The sequence below is a fragment of the Tardiphaga sp. 709 genome (assembly GCF_032401055.1).
GTDB lineage: Bacteria > Pseudomonadota > Alphaproteobacteria > Rhizobiales > Xanthobacteraceae > Tardiphaga.
This window is the reverse complement of sequence record NZ_CP135529.1, coordinates 5,146,173-5,164,744: the sequence shown is the minus strand read 5'-3', so window position 1 is coordinate 5,164,744 and position 18,572 is coordinate 5,146,173. Positions and strand designations below refer to the sequence as shown.

Annotated in this window: 17 protein-coding genes; 8 read left to right on the top strand and 9 right to left on the bottom strand. The window is 60.4% G+C overall.

The genetic code is table 11. From position 1 onward, the window contains the following. Positions 1-11: 11 nt before the first annotated feature. Positions 12-869: a VOC family protein gene (locus tag RSO67_RS25070; protein WP_315841032.1), complete on the top strand. Its 858-nt coding sequence runs from the start codon at positions 12-14 to the stop codon at positions 867-869. A gap of 154 nt (positions 870-1,023) precedes the next feature. Here the strand turns inward: RSO67_RS25070 and RSO67_RS25065 are convergent, their stop codons facing one another. From RSO67_RS25065 to RSO67_RS25040, 6 genes are all read right to left on the bottom strand, one after another. Next, positions 1,024-2,403, bottom strand: a complete 1,380-nt coding sequence (locus RSO67_RS25065; protein WP_315841031.1) for a M20 family metallopeptidase — start codon at positions 2,401-2,403, stop codon at positions 1,024-1,026. Position 2,404: 1 nt separating this feature from the next. Beyond that, a complete protein-coding gene (locus RSO67_RS25060) occupies positions 2,405-3,748 on the bottom strand; it encodes an aspartate aminotransferase family protein (RefSeq protein ID WP_410001779.1) in 1,344 nt (447 codons plus the stop codon). A gap of 41 nt (positions 3,749-3,789) precedes the next feature. Beyond that, a complete protein-coding gene (locus RSO67_RS25055) occupies positions 3,790-4,788 on the bottom strand; it encodes a phosphotransferase (protein WP_315841030.1) in 999 nt (332 codons plus the stop codon). Positions 4,789-5,120: 332 nt separating this feature from the next. Continuing rightward, the gene (locus tag RSO67_RS25050; RefSeq protein WP_315841029.1) at positions 5,121-5,357 is read right to left on the bottom strand and encodes a DUF6719 family protein; all 237 of its coding nucleotides are present in this window, start codon (positions 5,355-5,357) and stop codon (positions 5,121-5,123) included. Between the two features lie 5 nt (positions 5,358-5,362). Then, on the bottom strand, positions 5,363-5,503 hold the full coding sequence (locus RSO67_RS25045; protein ID WP_315841028.1) for a hypothetical protein: 141 nt from the start codon (positions 5,501-5,503) through the stop codon (positions 5,363-5,365). Between the two features lie 161 nt (positions 5,504-5,664). After that, positions 5,665-5,964 carry a hypothetical protein gene (locus tag RSO67_RS25040; protein WP_089268055.1) on the bottom strand — a complete coding sequence of 100 codons (300 nt, stop codon included), beginning with the start codon at positions 5,962-5,964 and terminating at the stop codon, positions 5,665-5,667. 218 nt (positions 5,965-6,182) lie between these two features. Between RSO67_RS25040 and RSO67_RS25035 the strand changes: the two genes are divergently transcribed. Further along, the gene (locus tag RSO67_RS25035) at positions 6,183-6,644 is read left to right on the top strand and encodes a hypothetical protein (RefSeq protein ID WP_315841027.1); all 462 of its coding nucleotides are present in this window, start codon (positions 6,183-6,185) and stop codon (positions 6,642-6,644) included. Positions 6,645-6,684: 40 nt separating this feature from the next. Here RSO67_RS25035 and RSO67_RS25030 read toward each other — a convergent pair whose 3' ends face one another. The 3 genes from RSO67_RS25030 to RSO67_RS25020 all read right to left on the bottom strand — a co-directional run bounded on the left by RSO67_RS25030 (position 6,685) and on the right by RSO67_RS25020 (position 9,761). Beyond that, on the bottom strand, positions 6,685-8,004 hold the full coding sequence (locus RSO67_RS25030; protein WP_315841026.1) for a UDP-glucose/GDP-mannose dehydrogenase family protein: 1,320 nt from the start codon (positions 8,002-8,004) through the stop codon (positions 6,685-6,687). Positions 8,005-8,075: 71 nt separating this feature from the next. After that, entirely contained in the window at positions 8,076-8,867 is a 792-nt protein-coding gene (locus RSO67_RS25025) for an FkbM family methyltransferase (RefSeq protein ID WP_092149417.1), read from the bottom strand. A gap of 126 nt (positions 8,868-8,993) precedes the next feature. Beyond that, positions 8,994-9,761, bottom strand: a complete 768-nt coding sequence (locus tag RSO67_RS25020) for an exopolysaccharide biosynthesis polyprenyl glycosylphosphotransferase (RefSeq protein WP_315841025.1) — start codon at positions 9,759-9,761, stop codon at positions 8,994-8,996. 818 nt (positions 9,762-10,579) lie between these two features. Between RSO67_RS25020 and RSO67_RS25015 the strand changes: the two genes are divergently transcribed. From RSO67_RS25015 to RSO67_RS24990, 6 genes are all read left to right on the top strand, one after another. Continuing rightward, positions 10,580-11,308 (top strand): metallophosphoesterase family protein, encoded by a 729-nt coding sequence (locus RSO67_RS25015; protein ID WP_315844356.1) that lies wholly within the window; start codon positions 10,580-10,582, stop codon positions 11,306-11,308. A gap of 149 nt (positions 11,309-11,457) precedes the next feature. After that, the gene (locus RSO67_RS25010) at positions 11,458-12,039 is read left to right on the top strand and encodes a polysaccharide biosynthesis/export family protein (protein WP_093759184.1); all 582 of its coding nucleotides are present in this window, start codon (positions 11,458-11,460) and stop codon (positions 12,037-12,039) included. Between the two features lie 309 nt (positions 12,040-12,348). Then, positions 12,349-13,773 (top strand): outer membrane beta-barrel protein, encoded by a 1,425-nt coding sequence (locus RSO67_RS25005; RefSeq protein ID WP_315841024.1) that lies wholly within the window; start codon positions 12,349-12,351, stop codon positions 13,771-13,773. Further along, positions 13,754-16,066 (top strand): polysaccharide biosynthesis tyrosine autokinase, encoded by a 2,313-nt coding sequence (locus tag RSO67_RS25000; RefSeq protein ID WP_315841023.1) that lies wholly within the window; start codon positions 13,754-13,756, stop codon positions 16,064-16,066. The genes RSO67_RS25005 and RSO67_RS25000 overlap by 20 nt, the downstream gene beginning before the upstream one ends. Next, positions 16,063-17,484 (top strand): VpsF family polysaccharide biosynthesis protein, encoded by a 1,422-nt coding sequence (locus RSO67_RS24995; RefSeq protein ID WP_315841022.1) that lies wholly within the window; start codon positions 16,063-16,065, stop codon positions 17,482-17,484. The genes RSO67_RS25000 and RSO67_RS24995 overlap by 4 nt, the downstream gene beginning before the upstream one ends. Next, complete coding sequence (locus tag RSO67_RS24990; RefSeq protein ID WP_315841021.1) at positions 17,481-18,563, top strand: glycosyltransferase family 4 protein; 1,083 nt, start codon at positions 17,481-17,483, stop codon at positions 18,561-18,563. The genes RSO67_RS24995 and RSO67_RS24990 overlap by 4 nt, the downstream gene beginning before the upstream one ends. The last annotated feature ends 9 nt before the right edge of the window (positions 18,564-18,572 follow it).

Here is an 18,572-nt window from a genome sequence, read left to right as displayed (position 1 = left end):
GTAATGAGCACGTGACGCTGAAAAACATCGTTGGAATCGACCACGCCGTGGTCGTCGTGAAAGACCTCGACGCCGCCGCCGCGAACTGGAAGAGCCTCGGCTTTACGGTGTCGCCGCGCGGCACCCACAGCGCCAAGATGGGCTCCGGCAATTACACCATGATGCTCGGCCCGGACTATGTGGAGCTGCTCGGCGTTCTGAACGAGACCGAGCACAATGCGCCGACGCGGGCGTTTCTCGCCAAGCGCGGCGACGGCATCGAGCGCATCGCCTTCACCACCACCGACGCGACCGTCGGCGCCGAGGAAATCCGCGCACGCGGCTACACACCGATCGGCCCGACCGATTTCGAACGTCCGGTGACGATGCCGGACGGAAGCCTGAGCGCAGCAAAATTCGCCACCTATCAGTGGCCCTATGAGGAAGCCCCCGGCGGCCTCCGCATCTTCGCCTGCCAGCACAAGACCCGCGAAACCGTCTGGATTCCCGAGCTGCAGGTGCATGCCAATACGGCGAAGCGCCTGAAGAAGGTGTTCATCGTCACGCCCGAGCCGGAGACAGACGCACAGCATATGGCGAAGCTGATCGACGGCGCGGTCAAGACCGAAGCCGATGGCGCTGTGACAGTGCCGTCGGGCGGCGACCGCGCGGACTTTGTATTCGTCACCAAGGACGTGCTCGCGAAACACTTCCCCGGCACGTCGCTGGCCGGCATTCCGGACCGCGGCGGCATTTCGCTGGTGTTCGGCGTGGCGGATATTGCAGCGGCGGAGAAGGCTGTGGGTTCAGCCGGCAGCCGCAGCGATGTCGGCGTCGTCGTGCCGCCGAGCAAGGGCAATGGCGTGCTGCTGGCGTTTGTGAAGGATTGATATCAACTCCTCATTCCGGGGCGCGAACGCCACTTGGCGATCGCGAACCCGGAGTCTCGTAGTGTTAAGTCACCTATAGCACCAAGCCATACTGGGATTCCGGGTTCGCGTTCGGAAGGTCGAACGCGCCCCGGAATGACAGTGAGGGTGGCTACTACGCCTTCCCCTTCTCACCCAAATCCCAGAACAACCCGGCCATGATGTTCAGCGCCTGTTCCGTCACCGGCAGGAGAATGTGTTCATCCGGCGCGTGCTGCGAGCAGCCGGGATAGGAATGCGGCACCCACACGGTGGGCAGGCCGAGAATATCCGTGAATACGTCATTCGGCAGCGAGCCGCCGAAATTCGGCAGCAACGCCGGCGCGCTACCCGTGGTCTTACGGACGGACTCGACGGCCCAGCCGACCCAGGGATTGTCGATATCGGTACGTGACGCCGAAAAATATTGCGACTGGCTCACCTTGATATCAGCGAAGCCGTTTTCAGCGAGATGCTTCTGAATCGCCGGCACGACATTCTCGATATCCGTGCCAACGACGAAGCGCAGCTGCAGCACCGCGCCGGCCTTGCCGGGAATGGCATTGGCGGGATTGTTGATATTGCCGGCATTGATCGCCAGCACTTCCAGCGTATTCCAGGCATAGAGCCTTTCCGCCGGCGACAAGCCGTCTTCGCCCCAATTCTCCGACAGAGCCGGTTCATCGGCCGACGGCGCGACGATCACGTCAGCCAGAGCCGCACGGACCTGATTGGAAATGCGCGGCGGCTTCAATGCATCGAGCAGAATACGACCGTTCTTGTCGACCAACGTCGCGATCGCCGACGCGAGGATCGTTGCTGGATTCGCGAGTAGCCCGCCCCAGTTGCCGGAATGATGCGCGCCGTCACGCAGTTCGATATCGAGATGAATGCGGCGGCCGCCACGGCAGCCGAGAAAGATCGTCGGACGCTCCGCTGACAAACGTGGGCCGTCGGAGGCGAGAAACAGATCGGCCTTCAGCGCGTCGCGATTGCTCTCGCAGACTTTCGGCAGATCGGGTGAGCCGATCTCCTCACCCATCTCGATGATGAACTTGGCATTGAAGCCGAGTTTGCCGCCGCGCGCTTCATGCACGGCGCGAAGTGCCGCGATGTTGATCGCATGCTGGCCTTTATTGTCAGCGGTGCCGCGGCCATAGACGCGCTCGCCAACCGTCGTGCAGCGCCACGGGTCGAGCCCGTCGCGCCACTCGCCTTCCATACCGGGGACCACATCGCCATGGCCATACATCAGCACGGTCGGCAGATCGTCGCTCTCGTAATAGGTCGCGAGCAGATGGGGTCCGCGCCCGGATGGCGACGGGATGATGTCAGTCGTAAAGCCGAGCGCCGTGAAAGTCGGCGTCAGTTCCTGCTCGAGATACGCGCGCAGCTCATCGGCGCGCTTATCGCTCTGGCTCTCGGTCTTGTAGCCCACCATGCGATCGAGCGTGGCGAGGAAATCACCTGATGTGAGCTGCGCGTTGACCCGCGCGATGGCATCAATCCGTGTCATCTCAGAGCGACGCCATCACGGCTTCGGCCTCGGTCAGCAGGCGATCGGCGTTCGCTTCGGTGAACACCAGCGGCGGGCGGACCTTCAGCACATTGGCATGAGGGCCGGTGGCCGAGATCAGCACGCGGCGCGCGCGCAAACCATTGACCACGGCCGATGCGGCGGCGGCATCCGGCTCCTTGGTGCTGCGATCCTTCACGAGTTCAACGCCCACATAGAGGCCGGAGCCGCGGACATCGCCGATCTGCTCATATTTCTTCGCCAGCGCATGGAAGCCGTCGCGCAGGATCTTGCCGACGCGGAGCGAATTCTCGACGAGCTTCTCGTCGCGAATGACATTCAGCACGGCCTGTGCGGCCGCCATCGCGACGGTGTTGCCACCGAACGTGTTGAAGTAGCGATTGTCGCGGCCGAATTTCTCGACGATCTCCGGCAGCATCACAGCAGCAGCAACGGGATAGCCGTTGCCCATCGGCTTGCCCATGGTGATGATATCCGGCGTGATGCCGTGGCGCTGATAGCCCCAGAGCTTTTCACCGCTGCGGCCGAAGCCCGACTGAACTTCATCGGCGATGAAGACGCCGCCGGCCTTGTGCACGACATCAAGCACCGGCTTCAGCACGTCGGTCGGATGCGAGAAGATGCCATCGGACGAGAACATCGAATCCGCGATGAAGGCGGCAACACCGGCACCGCGGCGCTGCAGGTCGACGATCTGCTCGGACACCTTCTCGGCCATCCAGGCACCGATCTTCTCCGGCGCGATGCGATAGGAGTCCGGCGCGGGGACGCGGCGCACGAAGGTGCCGAGCGGCGAATACGGCCCGAGCGACGGCGAGAAGCCGGCCGTCAGCTCCGAATTGCCGTGATAGGCCTCCTCGGTGATGATGATGCCCTGATTGCCGGTATGATGCTTGGCCATGCGGACGGCGAGATCATTGGCTTCCGAGCCGGTACAGGTGAACATCGCATGGCGCTTCGGCCCCTCGAACGTGCCGAGCAGGTCTTCGGCGTAATCGAGAATGCCCTTCTGGATGTAGCGCGTATGGGTGCAGATGGTCTGTGCCTGCTGGGTGATCGCATCGACCACGCGCGGATGGCAATGGCCGACCGACACCACATTGTTATAGGCGTCGAGATATTCGTTGCCTTCTGAGTCATACAGCAGCACGCCCTTGGCGCGCGCGACCTCGACGGGGTTGCTGTAGAACAGCCGGTAGGCCGGGCCAAGTAACTCAGTGCGGCGCGTGACGAGCTTGCGGCTCTCCTCGGTGAGGCCGGTTGCCGTGGCGGGGTCGAAGCCGTTGACCATCTTGCCGCGCTGGGCACTGGTGACTGCGGTCATGTTGTTGTTTCCTCTGGAAGCAGGGTCGGATGTGGCGGAGATTATCTGGCGAAATCCATCAACTGATCGGAGAGCTCGTCCATCGAGCGGGCGATGAACCAGTCCATCTGCACCCAGGTCTGCTCATTGTTGCGCAGGACATAGGCGGCGACGGATGGCACCCGGTTGGCCATTGCGTTTGACAGCAGCAAGCGCGTCGCCAGTCGGGAGAAGATCAGATGCGGAATGAGGCTGAGTTCTTCCGCGGTCAGATCGGCGACGGAGAGATAGCCTTTGAGGAGATCGCGGCCGTCCGCAAAGACATCGCCGTCCATTGCGACAGGCAACTGATTGAGCATCGCCGTCGACGCATCGATGGCGATGGCGGTGCGGACCGTATCGCCGAAATCGATGATGCCACTGACGAAACCCGGCAGCGACGCATCGACGACGACATTGGAGCGGGTGAAATCGTTATGCAGCACCTGCGTGCGGCATTTTTTAAGTCGGGTTTCGATGGCGGCGAAACGCTCCAGCGCAGCCTCGACCTTGCGACGCTGGCCCACCTCAGTGATTTCCGCGAGCAGATCGCGCAGCGTCAGCAGGTTCTTCACGTCCCATGCGACAACCCGGGAATCCGACGGATGGCTGAAATCCGCCAGTGCGAGGCGGAGCCGCGCCAGCAATTTGCCGATCTCGGCCCTGCCCGACGCAGTGGACGGCACCTCACTCAAAGGCTGGCCTTCGAGATAGGACATCATCCGCACCTGCCGGTTCTGACCGGCGCGATCCAGATAATTGAAATGCCGCTCGCCCTTGTCGTTGGGAATGACACGCGGCACCGGCAGATCGGGCGCGCGTGCCGCGACGTGATCGAGAACCTGCACCTGCAGATCAATCTCGGGAATATCCTCGATGGGGTTCGCAACCTTCAGGATAAAGCGCGGCCCACTCACAGGCGCGATCCTGAACGTATCGTCCTTCTCGGTGGCAAAGCGTGTCGGCCGGCCTTCGATGCCAAACCGCTCGCGGGCGAGATCGACGGCCTCAGCATCCGTCATATTTATATACGATGCCGCGAGTCCGCCCTGCATTGCACCCGGACGCGCGGAAGGCTCAAATGTCACCTGAACTTATCCATCTCGATTCGGAACCCGGCACGTCGCGGCCGGTACGCGCGACCATAGCAACGCTGTTCCCGCTTGTCAGGGCGTCCGCGCGGATGTGGGCATTTTCGACGAATTAAGCCCGTATTTTCTGCCTTTGCTGCCCATTTGGGCACGGATTCCACAGGAGCCACTTGGCATACACGCCGCATCGATCAACGCCTATGGCGCTGGCTGGCCGGTGATACAGCGGACAACGGCGTAAGCGCCGTTGGGGGCGGCCTTGGCTATTTGCCCCTGACGGCACCAGGCCGCACATCGCTGATTGGCACACAGCTCTTCTTGCGACGCTGGTTGTTCGGCGCACCTTGTACCTTCAGCACCTTGCCCGCCGAACACGAACCGTTGTCGACGAACACGGTCGCATACGGATCCATCATCAGAGGTTCGAAGGAGAGAAATTTTTGCGCGAAACACGGCTGGGCGACGGCCGTCAGGAACAGTCCAAGTAGAATAGTACGCACGACGATTATCTCACATAGATGACGAGACCGCCGATTATCACCAGGGCCGCGATCGCAAGAATATGGGCGCATGCAATCGAAACCGCCTCGATGGCGGAACCGACCTTCTGCCTGAGCTTCGACTCCTTGAATCGGAGCATAGGCATGCGAGACGCCACTTGCGCCTTGAAACGAGAGTCAGTCAATGAGCAGTCCCCAAATGCCGGCGCAAGATTTGTCCCACTTTGCCAGCAAGTAAAGACTTGCGGTCAAATGAGGCGACAGTGAGTCAGGGTAACAGCCGACAATGATCGCCGGGATTCGCGGGTCAGTTGGATTCCATGATCCATGCCCTACCCGCCTGCGCGACGGACGGCGCCACGTCGCGGCCGCAAAACTCCGCAGCGCGCTCGAATTGTTCCTGAATTTCCGATGTTACCACCCCATTTGCGGCATCGAGTTCCCGCAGCGAGATGGTCGATGTGAAGGTTCCGGCAAAACAGCTGCAGAACTTTTTGGAATCGCTCGAAGGTTTGTTCGGCCGCTTGCGAAAGTGGTTCGAACAGCTTGTTTCCAGATTGTTCGCCATCTGATCGATTTCGTTCGCATAGATCGGCGAGGCGATCACGGTGGCAAGTGCCAGTATAAATGTAGTTTGTCTCATAGTGCGATCATAACCTCGGTACTCCAGCAACGCATCGTCACTCTCGCGTCATCCTCAGGTTCCACGGGAGAAAGCTCGTGCTCACGCGCCTGTGTTCGGTATTCCGACATTCTGGGTTGAATTGTTGCAATTGTGACGGTTGAACGAATGAGCCGCATTGGCGATGTTCGCAAATGGGGCGGATGCCGAAACTGATTGTGATTCTGGCGATCTGCGGTCTGAGCGCCGCATTATTCGCATATTCAATCGGTTCTCTGCTACGCGACGATCTCGGCATTTTCAGCAGACATGTCAGGTCGATAACGCTACACTGTCCGGGATTGATTGCGCTGTTGCTTGCGCTCGAATTCCTGAGCACCAACTGGACCACGCCGTTGCAGGATAGCGGCATGCCCCATAGGGACGCCTTCATGGACAAGATCGCTCCGCATAAAGTCACGAAGGCCGATATCGTCTTCTCGGTCGGCCGCGGCCTCGTGATGGCCGCAGCCATTATCGGCGCCACATATTTCCTTGGAAGCTGGTATCTCGGCGGCAGCGACCTGGAATCGATCTACCAGACTGAAAGCTATAACGACGCCTCCCCGACGCCGCGAAGCGAACATGCGACTGCGCCCGGCACGACGGAGGAAGCGACGCAGTAAGAACACTGCGCGCCTCCCCGTATCTGCGCAGATGCGCGAGCTAGTAAGCCACTGCTTGCGGCCGCCCGATGCCGCTGTAAAGAAATCCGTTCCGCGTCACTTCATCCGGCGAATAGATGTTGCGGAGATCGATGATCACCGGACAGGCCATGATCGCCGCCATCTCCTTGAGATCGAGCGCGCGGAACTGCTCCCACTCGGTGACGATGACCATGGCGTGACACCCGCGGGCACATTCATATGGGCCTTCGCAAAAGGTGACGTTTTCAAACACCTTCTTCGCCTGCTCCATGCCCACGGGATCATAGACCCGCACCTCAGCCCCCATATCCTGCAGCGCAGTGATCAACGGGATCGACGGCGCATCGCGCATGTCGTCCGTGTTCGGCTTGAAGGTCACGCCGAGAATGGCGATGGACTTGCCGCGCAGATTGCCGCCGAAGGCATGCGCGACCTTGCGCGCCATCGCGCGTTTGCGCTGGTCGTTGACGGCAACCACGGTCTCGACGATGCGCAGCGGCGCTTCGTAATCCTGGCCCGTCTTGATCAGTGCCAGCGTGTCCTTCGGAAAACACGAGCCGCCATAGCCCGGTCCGGCGTGCAGGAATTTCAGGCCGATTCGGTTGTCGAGGCCGATGCCCCGCGCGACTTCCTGCACATTGGCACCAACCTTCTCGGCGAGATCGGCGATCTCGTTGATGAAGGCGACTTTCGTGGCCAGGAATGAATTGGCGGCGTATTTGGTCAGTTCGGCCGTGCGGCGATCCGTATACATGATCGGCGACGAATTGAGATGCAGCGGCCGGTAGACTTCCGCCATGACATCCTTGGCGCGCTGGTCGCTGGAACCGATGACGATACGGTCGGGATGTTTGAAGTCTCTGATTGCCGCGCCTTCGCGCAGGAACTCCGGATTCGAGACCACGGCGAATTCGGCCTCCGGGTTCTCCTCGCGAATGATGCGCTCGACCTCGTCGCCGGAACCGACCGGCACCGTCGACTTGTTGACCACCACGGTGAACTTCTTGATGGCCTTCGCAATCTCGCGCGCCGCTGCATAGACATAGGACAGGTCCGCATGACCGTCACCGCGCCGCGACGGCGTGCCGACGGCGATGAACACCACCTCGGCCGCACCGACAGCAGATGTGACATCGGTAACGAATTTCAGCCGTCCCTGCTTGGCATTGCTCGCGACCAGTGCATCGAGACCAGGCTCATGGATCGGAATCTCACCGTTGTTCAGCGCATCAATCTTTCCCTGATCCGTATCGACACAGGTGACGTGATGGCCGAAGTCCGAAAAGCACGCCCCCGACACGAGCCCCACATAGCCAGCGCCAATCATGGCAATTCGCATTGCATGTCCTGTCTTGTAAACAGTCCGCGGTCAGAACGACCCGGACATCCCCCGAGAATTCCGCATGCGCCTCAGCTGTTGAGGATCAACTCGCCGTCGAGATGCTGCGGAAAGAAAAAGAAGTTGTTGACGTAAGCTTGCCCGGGTTTACGGCCACCATTGGGCAACAGCGCATCGGCGTCCTGCATTTCCCCGGCGTTGAAATGATCGATGGAGATCACCTCGTCGTCCTGGAGGAAGAAGCCCCGATAGGACTTGTCGCGAAAGAAATCGAACACCGAGCGCGTCGCCTCGGCACGGTGACGATCCTCTGCCTCGACAAGGAAGACCGGCTGGCACCGGTCGATCAGGCCGACGGCACCATGCAAGACGCTCAACTCGTGCCCCTCGACGTCCACCTTCACGAAGGACACGTCCTCGCGCACAACGCCATCGAGACGCGCCAATGGAACATGCGTGGTGATCAGTTGCTTCACGGACGGCTCATATTGCTGTTCAAGCGATGCCCGCCCGTAAACAAGGCCATCCTCGCCTTGCGGCGTATAGAGCTCGGCATCGCCTTCATGATCCGAGAGAGCCACTTCATGAATGCGGACATTGGACGCGGAGGTGCGCCGGAGCAGATCGGCCATCTCGTGCGACGGCTCGAACGCATGGACCTGACCGGACAGCCGCGCCAGTTGCTGGGTATAGAGACCGCAATTGGCGCCGACATCCACCGTGACAGCACCCTGCGGCACGATCTTGTCGAGATAGGCCAGTTCACGCTCCGCCGATTTGGGACGCTTCATGAAGCGCCAGCGCAGATACATCGACGGGAAAGCGTCTTTCAGGAGTTGCTTGGTCCGTTGCGTCGCCGTCATGGCTGTCACCCTTCGTTCGAGGCTGGTTTCAAGGCAAAACAATTCCGGGCGCCGGACGGGGGTCCGCCAGCGCAATGCCTGCGATGTGTGGTGTGATCGATGCCGCCGCTCAATCGGTCGTGGGCGTCAGAAGGCATTACCGGAGAGGAATTCGCGCCGAACAGTCTGCACGATGATCATGATGTCCATACGCATCGACCATTTCTCGATATATTCGAGGTCGTAATCGATGCGCGAGATCGCCCGGGGCGCCTCGACAGTGCTGCCGCGGCAGCCGCTCACCTGGGCCAGGCCGGTGATGCCGGGCCGTGCGCTATGACGCGTAAAGTAATACGGCACGAGATCTTCATAGAGCACGTTGGCGGCCAGCATGCCCGGCACATGGGGCCGCGGCCCAACCAGAGACATATCGCCCTTGAGCACGTTGATAAGCTGCGGAATTTCGTCGAGGCTAGTCTTGCGCAGCAGCTTGCCGATCCGCGTCACCCGGGCGTCGCCTTCGACCGTCTGCTGAATGCCGCGCTTATCGCCGGCATCGGTGCGCATCGAGCGGAACTTGTAGATCTTGAAGAAGCGGTTGCGGTAGCCGTAGCGATACTGGGTAAAGAACACCGGTCCCGGCGAGGTCGCCTTGATGATGATTGCAATCGTGATCAGCAGCGGCGCAAGAAACAGCAAGGCCGAGCCCGCGGCCACAATGTCGAACAATCGCTTGGCAATCGACTCCGACGGCTCGCACCGGGCAACCTGGTTCGTCCGGCGGCTGCGATAGGCGCTGTTGCGATAGGACCCGTGGCCGGCAAACTCGACCGGCCGCACAGAAATGAACTGCCGCTCCTTCCAGAGCGGTGTCACCTTGTTGCGATCAAAACCAACTGAAACTGTAGAGGCCATGCTCTCGCTCCCTGCTGGAACTTTGGTGCGCGATAATCGAACAGAAACATGCCTATGTGGCAGGCATGCGAATTCAGAACCCTTCCCTTCGACGAACATTCGCAATTGCGAAACCATCTTCGTCGATCAGCAAGAACCTTCATCACTGAAGATTTCTTAACTGTGCGAACGAATTAGGGCGGCAAAACGGTATTGGCGTGTAACATTACGCAGTCGCAATATTGATATAATTGTGCGGCGCGCAAAATTCGTTGTGCACGGAAGCGCTTAGATCGTTTTGTCCGTCTGTTGCGCTGCATCACGCTCACAGCAGCCATGCAAAATAATTACACGACGCAGATCGATGAATTGCATCGCGTCGCTGCGAGATCGGGTGCATGATCTTCGCAATTAACAAATCGCCACCAAGCGGCAATCGATTCGAGCTTGATTTTTCACTCGATACTAAAGCGCGCCCATTATGTTGCGCACTGAGACTGCTCACTCCGCCAGATATTTCGGCATCGCCATGGTCGCTCGACGAACACCTCAGATGACTACAGGGGACATTTCATTTCCCCCGCGCGCGATCGCCGTGGATAAGGCGGCGATCTCGAGCCCTGTGGATAGTTCTGCCAGCGATGTGCGTAACGCATCTGGCCGCAAACTGCGAAACAGACTTCTTCTTATCAACGCGGCCGTCTGGGTCGTTGTGATCGTCGCGGTTCGCATCATTTTCTTCTGAGCTCATCGCTATCCCCAAAGCTTTATGAGTCCCAAGGCGTTGCGCGGCCGATTGAATTTGACCGCGACGGTTCCCTGATCGTAGCTTGCGCGAAATGCCGCGCTCCCTCTCCAGGTCAGATTCGAACAAGGCGGCACTGCCGCCCGATACGCGTATCTATGCCATCGGTGATATTCACGGACGCGCCGACCTGCTGCAGGAAACCATCGCGCGCATCGATGAGGACATCCGACGTCGCCCGATCACATATGCGGCGGAAGTCTATATCGGCGATTACATCGATCGTGGCGCAGATTCGAAAGGTGTGATCGATTTGCTGGCAGTCCGCATGGTGCACAACCATGCAATCTGCCTACGCGGCAATCACGAAGCCATCATGGAAGACTTCCTGGAGGATGCCAGCGTGCTTGAGCACTGGCGCCAACTGGGCGGACTTCAGACACTCGCGTCCTATGGCGTTTCTCCATCGCGCACGGCAACGGCCCGCGACGTGCAGAAAGCCTTTCACGCCGCATTCCCTCCGGCGCATGACGCTTTCCTGCGTTGCCTGCGGAACAATATCAGATGCGGCGACTTCTTGTTCGTTCACGCGGGCATTCGTCCCAATGTACCGCTCTCGTCTCAAGATCCGCATGATCTGATGTGGATCAGGGACGAGTTTCTGGATTCAAAGCGCGATCATGGCGTCTATGTGGTGCACGGACACACGCCGGTTCCCCATGCAGATATTAGAGATAACCGTGTGAATATTGACACAGGTGCGTGGCGCAGCGGCATCCTCACGTGCATTGCCATCGAAGGCACAGAAATTCTGGTTCTCTAAGAAGACATTAGTACGCAATCTGCGCACTCTCTGAGTACGCCACATTCTTTCGCCGTTTTTTGCCGGACACTCTCGCGCAATTGTCGTCTGCATCAATTGTCATCGAATTGATGCAGATGATCACATTGATGTTGTGTTGGGGGTCTACCATGTTGCGAACGAACCGATGCGCCGGCATTTTGATAGTACCGGTGCTTTCATTTTTCCTTGCTGGCGTCGCTCCGTCGATCGCGCTCGCACAGGACCAGCGGGTTTCTGCGGCTTCGCCGTCAGGCACCTATCTTCTTGGACCAACTGACAGGATTCGTCTGAAGGTCTATGGCGAAGCTGATATCACCGGTGAATATGAAGTCGACAGCAACGGATTTGTATCGATTCCCCTTGCGGGCCACGTGAAGGCCGCTGGACTGACCACACGGCAATTAGAGAAGGGCATCTCCTCCGCGTTGGCCAAGGGAATCGTGCGAGACCCACGCGTGAATGTGGAAATCGCGCTGTATCGACCCTTCTATATCCTCGGCGAAGTGAAGAAGAGTGGCGAGTATCCTTATCGCATGGGCCTGACCGTGATGGATGCCGTCGCGACCGCAGGCGGGTTCACCTACCGTGCCAATGAGAACAAAGTGTATTTGCGGCGGTCGGGCTCAACCGTCGAAGAGATCTATGCGCTCGATTCGCCAGTCTTGGTATTTCCCGGCGACAATGTGCGTGTCCCAGAACGATACTTCTGAACTCATCATTTTTTATTTTGTCTGATGTGTAGTGACCGATGCGCGCCTTCATGTCGCGCGTCGCCATAGTCTCGACTTTTTGCGGTGCGTATTCTTGTGCAGTGCGACGAACTTTACTTCGTACTTCGCATTGTGGGCAGCAAAGAGAAGGGCGTTTCATCAGACGAGTGTTGAGTGCGCTAGTGGGGGCGCGACATTCATCACGGGCTTGCTGAGTTTGTAAGCGACGGGATGAATTTCTAAGCGGCAATCAAGTCTCGACGACAATTCGATAGCGGAGGAATGCATGTCCTTCGCAAGGGATGAGTGATGAAATGTACGTTTGTATCAGCAGGATCGGATGCGATCGGCGAAGGACCGGAGGGGCTGCGGCCGATTCCCGTCACGCGCCGCGCTCTCCGTATCGCGCCATGGCCGGTCACGGCGATTCTGCTCGGTATTGCATCACCCGCCAATGCCCAGGCGATCCCGGCAACTAGCGACGAACTCGCGCCGCCCTGGAATGCGCAACGGATTTTCGAACCGTCCGCGCTGCCCGATCTGGTCGACCGGGATAACCGCGAAGCAGTAGCGCCAGAGGACATGCCAGTAAAAAAACGACAGCAGCCTGGTTATGAACCCGTCGGCATCCGCCAGGGATCCTGGATGTTCAACCCGTCGCTGATGACGGGCGCGCTCTATGACAGCAATGTGTTTGCCTCGAACACCCAGAAGCGTGGCGACGTCGCGGCAGTGATCGAACCCAGCCTGCGTGCGCACACGCTGTGGGAGCGACATGGCATCGACATCAAGCTCAATTCACGAACCACGGCCTATAATGAAAATTCGAGTCTCGACCAGACCGATGTGAGCCTGAAGGGCGCCGGCTGGATCGATATCGCCAACGACATGGTCGTGCTGGGCAGTTTCCAGATCGCGCATCTCAATGAGGGCGTGGGTTCGCTGAGCTCGCCCTCCAATGCCGTGACACCGACGCCTTATAATCTGATGTCCGGCGACCTGACCGTCCGCAAGGAATTCAACCGGCTGGCGACCTCGATCGGCGCGCGCGTCGACTCCTACGATTACGGCACAGCGCGCGCGCAGGATGGCAGTCTGATTGACCAGAGCAGCCGCGATGGCCAGATCTATGCACTTCATGGTCGCGTCGATTATGCGTTCTCGCCTGTGCTCGGCTGGTTCGGCGGCGTCGAAGGCAACCAGCGCAATATCCGCGGCGTGCCCGGCCAGACGCTGGACTCCACCGGCTATCGCGCGTTGTCCGGCTTGACCGTCGGTTTCGGCAATCTGCTCCGCGGCGAATTCGGCGGCGGCTATGTCGAGCAGCGCTTCGACAATCCTCTGATCGGCACCGTCGACGGACCGTCCTATCGCGCCAAGCTCACATGGAGCCCGACGCGATTGATGGACATCCACGTCAAGGCCGAACAACTGGTCACGCAGACATCCGATACCAGCTCGACCGGCGTGCTGGCCAATGCCGTGCAGGTCGGCGTCGACTACGAACTGCGTCGCAACGTCATCCTGTCGCTGGCGGGCGCCTATGAGATCGATCGCTTCTTCGGCCAGGCCCGCAAGGACCGCGTGACCACGACCAATGCCAGCGTGAAGTATTTGATGAACCGCTTCGGCGCGATCTCGGCCTATCACCGCTACACATCGCGCGACAGCGATATACCCACCTTCAGTTACGACAAACATCAGGTAGGGCTCAATGTTACAGCGCAATTTTGACCAGCCTTATCCGGCGGCACCGGAACCGCTTCCGACCGCCGTTGCCGGTTGGCAGGCGCCGACCGTCGATCTCCGCGAAATGGCGCGCATCCTGCGCCGGCGCTGGCGCGCGGTCCTGCTGCCCGCCGCCGTGCTCGGCGGCATCGCCCTCGCCTATGTGGCGACGGCGACCACACTCTATACTGCGAACTCCACCGTGCTGGTCGATCCCCGACGCGCCAATGTGGTCGAAACCAATCAATCGGTGCTGACCAATTTCGGCACGGACGATGCGACCATCGAGAGCCAGACGCTGCTGATCCAGTCGCTCTCGATCCTGCAGCGCGTGGTCGACAAGTTGAAGCTGACGCAGGATCTCGAGTTCATGCCAAAGCCCGGCCTGCTCGACCCGATCCGCAATCTGTTTCGCAGCGACAGCCCCGTCGATGGTGTGAGCCCCGAAGACGCCGCGCGTGCATACTCTATATATCTGCTCCAGCGCCGCATGAAGGTGACACGACAAGGCACGACATTCCTGGTCGATATCGCCGTCAGCTCGGAATCGCCGCAGAAAGCCGCGACCATCGCCAATGCGGTAGCTGACGCCTATTTCGAGGAACAGGTCCGCGCCAAATTCGACGCGACGCGCATCGCAGCCAAATGGCTCGGCGGCCAGATCGATGCGCTGAAGAATCGCGTCGTCACCTCCGAACAGGCCGTCGCGGATTATCGTTCCGCCAATAACCTCGCAGTCTCGCAGGGCGTGACCGTCAATGACCAGCAGATCACCGATCTCAACAGCAAGCTGATTGCTGCCCGGGTGCAGACCGCCGAGGCGCGTGCCAAGTTCGATCAGGTGCAGCAATTGGCGAAAACCGGCGGCGATGCCGGCGGGCTCAATGCCGCCGTCTCCTCGGAGATGGTGAGCAAGCTGCGCGCGCAATATGCCGATATCGCCAAGAACGAAGCGGACCTGACCAGCAAATATGGTCCGCGGCATCCGCAGGTGGCCAATGTGCGGGCGCAGCTCAAGGACACGCAGCGGCTGATCAACGAGGAAATCGGACGAATCGTGCAGGGCACGACGCATGATTATGACGTTGCGAAATCGCGCGAGGCGTCGCTGCAGGACAGTTTCGACAAGCTGCAGGGCGTGTCCAGCACGTCCGGTCAGGCCGTGGTCCGGTTGCATGAGCTGCAGCGCGAGGCCGAAGCCAACCGCACACTCTATGAGTCGTATCTGGCGCGCTCGAAGGAGACGACGGCGCAGGAAAGCCTGGAGATGCCGGACTCCCGCATCGTCAGCTTTGCCAGCATCCCGCTCAAGCCCTCCGCACCGAAGACGATGCTTATTCTCGGCTTTGCTATCCTGCTCGGCCTCGGCGGCGGCACGGTGCTGGCATTCCTGACCGACTATCTCGACGGACGGATCAAGACGCTGGAACAGGCCGAAGAGATTTCGGGCGTCCCCGCCCTCGCAGCCCTGCCGTCAATCAGCAGCCGCGAACTCGCCGGGCGCGCCAAACGCGGCCGCACCGAACTCGGCAATTACGATCCACGCACCATGCGGCTGCTGCCGGCTGCATTGCAGCCACCACTGATGCGCTATGCCATCGAGGAGCCCGGCACATTCTTCGCCGAAGCGATTCGTGCCGTGCGTCTGGCGATCCAGCGTGCGCGCAAGATCGACACGGTCAAGGTCGTGCTGGTGACATCGGGCCTCGAAAGTGAAGGCAAGACAACCTTCGCCGGCAATCTCGCTTTGTCCTTCGCCACGCTGGGCATCAAGACGCTGCTGATCGATGGCGATCTGCGCAATCCCGGCCTGACACGTGCTGTCAGCCCCAATGCCGACGCCGGCCTCCTGCAGGTGGCGACTGGCGAAGTGCCGCTGGAGCGCGCCATCCTGCTCGATCGCAGCACCGGCCTCTCGATTCTGCCATCCCCCGCGATCAAGGATGTCGATGCCATCACCGAGTTGATGTTCTCCGAGCAGATCGTCGAAATCCTCGACCGCCTGAAGTCGCATTATGAATTGATCATCATCGACTCGCCGCCGTTGATCCCGCTGGTCGACGGCCGCGCGCTGGCCGAACTGGCCGACCGCATCGTGCTGGCCATGGCCTGGAATCAGACACCGCGCGAGGTCGTCGCCCACACGATGGAGCTGCTGGCTCCGGTGCATGATCGCATCCTCGGTACCGTGCTGACCCAGGTCGATCTCAGCAAGATCCGCTTCTACGACTATTATCGCAGCTCGGCCTATCTGAAGCCCTATGGTGTCGCCGCCGCCAGTGCGGGGGCCGCGCGTTGACATTGACCCGGACCGCACCGCTCAGGCTGCATCGCAACGGCGCCCTCGCCGCGGCGGGCCCGCGTGCGCGCGTTCCGCAACGACGTCAGATCGTCAATACGGCCCAGCTCATCAATTTCATGATCATGTGCGTCCTGCTGGGCGCCATCGTCGCAATCTTCACACTGTCCGGCGGCGTTCTGACCAATCTCAAGATTCACTATCTGACACCCGGCGGAAATTTTCTGGAGAAGCTCCACCCCGGCACCTATGCGACTTTCATCGCGACGCTTCTGCTGCTGATGCGCGACGGTGACCCGATCGGCGAGATCAACCGTGCCTTCACGGACGCCAAGCTTTTGCTGGTGCATCTGTTCTGCTGGTTTGTCCTGTTGATCCAGATGTTCGTGCTGGAGCGCCCGTTCACGGTCATCATCGACACGTTCCTGCTGCCGGTCCTGCTGTGCCTGCTGATCTGGCGGCTGACGCCGGCGCAGCGGCGGCCGCTGGTCTGGGCCATCCATGCGACGCTGCTGCTCAACATCCTGATTGGCTATTACGAATATTTTTCCGGCCATCGCATCATTCCGCTGACACTCGGCAGCGTGCTGGTGGTCGGTGAATGGCGCTCGGCTGCGCTCCTCGGCCATCCGCTGACGGCCTCGGGCATCGTCGGCGCCTATATCATGGCGCTGGTGCTGCGACCGGCCATCTGCCCGCCGATCATGATCCGCGTGCCACTGATCGCCTTCAGTCTGGGCTCACTGATGGCCTTCGGCGGCCGTACCGCGCTGATGACGGTATTGCTCGTGTTGGCCTGCCTCGGTCTGCTTGAGACGATCCGGCTGATCCGCGGCAAGCGCGTGCCGCTGTTGTTCGCTGTCGGCGCAATCTGCTTTCTTTTTGCGGCGGCAGGCGTCGTGTTTGCTGCGCTCTATCTCGGCATCTTCGACAAGATGCTGTTGCGCTTCTCGTCGGACAAAGGCAGCGCCCTGGCGCGCTTTGCGACCTTCGACATGCTCAATCATTTCCAGTGGAGCGAACTGATCCTCGGACCCAATCCGGTTCGCGTGAACGCGCTGCAGTCGCAGCTCGGTTTGAATTATGGCATCGAGAATTTCTGGGTGTCCTGCATCGTGCAATTCGGCCTGATCCACACCATCCTGATCACGCTGGGTCTGACCTGCTTCTTCATCGAACTGCTGCGCCGGTCGGACCGCGCAGCCTTCGCCATCTTGCTGCTGATCCTGATGATTGCAGCAAGCTCGGTGAGCTTCTCGTCTAAGAACATCCAGCTCGCGCAGCTCGTTCTTCTCATCGCGCTGCTGTTGCCGCGCGAACGCGCGCCGGCCGTGGCGCCACCCCGCTACGTCCATCAGCGGCCGCCGATGGCCGCCCCGCATGTCCGCGCCGTCCCCCGGGATCAGGAGTTCGCATGACCATCTATGTCGATCACACGCATCTCGGACGCCATGTGACCGGGCTCGAACGGATTACGCTGGAGCTGTTCTCGGAACAGGCGCTGGCGCCGCTCGATGTCGTGCCCGTCACCTCGCGCGGCACCGGCCAGATGGTGGCGACGCAGACTTTCGGTCTGCCGATGCGCCTGGCGTCTCCCTCGTCGTTCCTGCTCTGCCCCGGCTTTCCGCCAAGCCCGCTGCTGCGGATGTTTTCATCACGTGTGCTGCCCTATATGCACGACGACTTCCTGCTGACACGACAGGCCGATCTCAATGCCCGCGCGCGCCTCTATATGGCGACGCCTTTCAAGATCGCGCTCAAGAACTATCCGCGCTTCCTGACCAATTCGCGCGACACCCAGCGCAAGCTGGCCGAACATTGTCGCCCGGATGCTGAGATCACGCTGTATCGCCCACCGGTGCGCAACGTGTTCAAACTGGAATCCGCCGAGCGCGCCGAGCGCGAGCCCGAGACGTCGCCGCTACGCGTCGTTGCCCTCGGCACCGTGGAGCCACGCAAGAACTTCATCGCCGCGGCCAATATCGTCCGTGAATTGCGCCAGCACGGTTTTCCCGGCGCCACCCTCGACATCGTCGGTCGCAAAGGCTGGGGCGATGACTGGAAGACGCTGGAGCGTATGTCGTGCGTGACCCTGCATGGCTACCAGTCGTCCGAGAACGTGACGCGTATTCTCAATGAGGCCGATATTTTCCTTTGCACCTCGCATGATGAAGGTCTCGGCCTACCGCTGCTCGAAGCCCAATATGCCGGCCTGCCGATCGTGGCGCCGAATGCGCCCGTCTTCCATGAAGTACTGGGCAAATCCGGCATCTTCATCGATCCGTCGGACCACGGCACCGCGGCGTCGCAGATTGGCGGAGCCATCGCGGCTTCGCAGTGGCGCAGGCAGTATGTTGCGGCGGCTACCGAGAACCTCGCGCGCTGGAACGCGCTGGCGGCGAGCGACCACGACGTTGTCATCGACCTGATCGCCGAACTCGCTGGCGGGCAGTTGGCCGGCCGTCGTCCAGCGGCGAAGCCCAACGTCGCGCATTAGGATCGACGC